Origin of the sequence: Mesorhizobium sp., from assembly GCF_004962925.1 — a bacterium.
GTDB lineage: Bacteria > Pseudomonadota > Alphaproteobacteria > Rhizobiales > Rhizobiaceae > Mesorhizobium.
This window is the reverse complement of the sequence record NZ_SUEO01000261.1, coordinates 5,625-7,921: the sequence shown is the minus strand read 5'-3', so window position 1 is coordinate 7,921 and position 2,297 is coordinate 5,625. Positions and strand designations below refer to the sequence as shown.

General features: G+C 63.2%; 2 protein-coding genes and 1 pseudogene. All 3 read right to left on the bottom strand.

Annotated features, from left to right (window positions below):
- On the bottom strand, nucleotides 1-900 hold a 900-nt coding region (locus tag E5W87_RS31660), incomplete at its 3' end, for an ABC transporter substrate-binding protein (protein WP_292406744.1).
- A gap of 87 nt (nucleotides 901-987) precedes the next feature.
- Nucleotides 988-1,902 carry a sugar phosphate isomerase/epimerase gene (locus tag E5W87_RS31655; RefSeq protein ID WP_292406741.1) on the bottom strand — a complete coding sequence of 305 codons (915 nt, stop codon included), beginning with the start codon at nucleotides 1,900-1,902 and terminating at the stop codon, nucleotides 988-990.
- Between the two features lie 35 nt (nucleotides 1,903-1,937).
- Nucleotides 1,938-2,297, bottom strand: a pseudogene (locus tag E5W87_RS31650) (mannitol dehydrogenase family protein); the annotation flags it as partial.

Genomic DNA, 2,297 nt, shown 5'->3' with positions numbered 1-2,297 from the left:
GGTGGCGTGCTCCCAGAGCTGCGGCTCGACCAGCACGGTCTGCTCCGCCGGCTTCTTGCCGTTGAGGATCTGAAGAGCCAGCGTCACGCCGGCGCCGCCGATCGAACCGGGATTGGTCACCGCCGCGCCGACAAGGCCTTCGACCGAGTTCAGCTGGCCGACGAAGCCGGCATTGTCGGCGCCGACCACCGGCACCAACGGCGTCTGCGACTCGATGAGGGCATCGACGATCACATTGTCGATGCCCGAGGTCCAGACGCCGTTGAACGGCGCTCCGGTGGCGATGAAGTCGAGGATCTGCTGCTTGCCCTGATCCTGCTGCCAGCCGGTGAAGACCTCGTGCACGACCTTCACATCGGGGAATTCGGCAAGCGCCTTCTTGAAGCCCTTGTCGCGGTCGCTGTCGGCCGAGGCACCGGCGGCGCCGCGCATATAGACGACGTCGCCCTTGCCGCCCATCTGTCCGAACAGCCATTTGGCGCCGAGATAGGCGTACTGTTCCTGGTTGTTGGAGATGATGTAGGCCGAGGGCTCGGTGACCGCCTGGTCGACGGCGACGACGACGATGCCGGCCTTGGTGGCCTCTTCCAGGGCGGACTTGATGCCGGCCGGATCGGCCGGGTTGACGACGATGGCGTTGACCTTGGCGCTGATCAGGTTGCGGATGTCCTCGAGCTGGCCGGCGGCGTCGGTATTGCGGTGGGCGATGTTCAGCTTGGTCACTTCGCCCGAGGCAAGCGCCTGGGCTTTCATCGCGCAGATCATCTCCTCGCGCCAGCCATTGCCTTGCACTGTGTTGGATATGCCGATCGTGTATTTGCCTTCGGCGGCCGAGACGCCCACCGAAGCCATGAAGGCCGCGCCGGCAAGCAGCGGGACCATGGTCAAAAGTTTTTTCATTTCAGTCTTCCTCCTCCACATTGTTTTCAGTTTCAGGGCCTGATCCCGTCGACCTGCGACAGGATCAAAGCCAAGCTGTTTGCGCCGTCATTTGACGAAGGGGCGCAGCACGTCGCGGGCGAGTAGAAAACCCCGCTTGACGTTTTCATCGCTCCCTTCAAACCGCCGGTCCTCGTGTTCGATGATGATGGGCCCGTCGTAGCCGGCCCGGTAGAGGCCGGAAAAGATGACATTCCAGTCGACATCGCCGAGCCCCGGCATGCGCGGCACCTGCCAGCCTATGCCGGCCGAGAGGATACCGCGCTCGTAAAGTCCATCAGGATCGATCATCAGATCCTTGGCATGAGCATGCAGCATGTACGGACCGAATTCCCTGATAAAGCGGGCTTGGTCGATCATCTGCCAGACCAGATGCGACGGGTCGAAGTTCATGCCGACGTCGCCGCCCCAGGCTTCGAGGATGCGGCGCCAGATATAGGGCGAATAGGCGATATTGTGCCCGCCCGGCCACTCGTCATAGCTGAAGATCATCGGGCAGTTTTCGAACGCCAGTTTCACTCCTTGCTCGCGCGCATGGGCAATGATGGCGGGCCAGACCTTGAGCGCCTCTTCCCAGTTGGCGTCGATGGGTTTGGAAGCGTCGCCGCCGCAGAAGGTGTTGACGACACGCACGCCCATATGGCTCGCCAGCACGATCACCTTCTTCAAATGATCGATGACGGTCTGGCGGTGGCCGGCATCGGGATGCAGCGGATTGGGGTAGAAACCGAGGCCCGAGATCGACAAGTTCTTTTCCGCCAGCGCGGCGGCGATTTCCTTGGCCTGCGAGGCCGAGGTCGAGGCGGCGTCGATATGGCAGGTGCCGGCATAACGCCGGGCGGTACCGGAGGATTTCGGCCAGCAGGCGATCTCCAGCGCCTCGAAGCCGGCAGAACTTGCCCAGTCGGCAACCTCGCCAAGCGAGGTGTCCGCAAACGGTGCGGTGAGCAGTCCAAGCTTCATAGTGCCTCCCTGGTCGTGAATTCACGACCGACCTACTACGCCGATTGTGCCGGCCGCTTCAACCGGGCAACCTCGGGTTGTTCCAAACTGCGCCTGACGACTGCCATCGGGTTGTCTGAGAGCAGGCCGTCGAGGGCTGACGTGATAGCCCTGCGGAAGTCGCCATTTGCGGCAAGCTCCGGATCGAAGATGGTGTCGATGGCGAGGATCGCGGCTGCTAAAGCCCTCGTGTCGGCGCCGACCGCGTCGGCAATGCCGGCGATCCTGTCGGCATAGGGGTCGGACACCGGCCAGTGCCTGCCGAACCGTGCCGAGGAGCGGATCAGATAGGCCATCCAGCCTGCGACGGGGACCGACAAGAGCGCGATGCTTTCGCCGCGCCGCAACCGGTCGCG

What these genes read in the sequence shown, in the direction of transcription:
- E5W87_RS31655 (WP_292406741.1), bottom strand. Translation starts at nt 1,902, where the DNA reads ATGAAGCTTGGACTGCTCACCGCACCGTTTGCGGACACCTCGCTTGGC.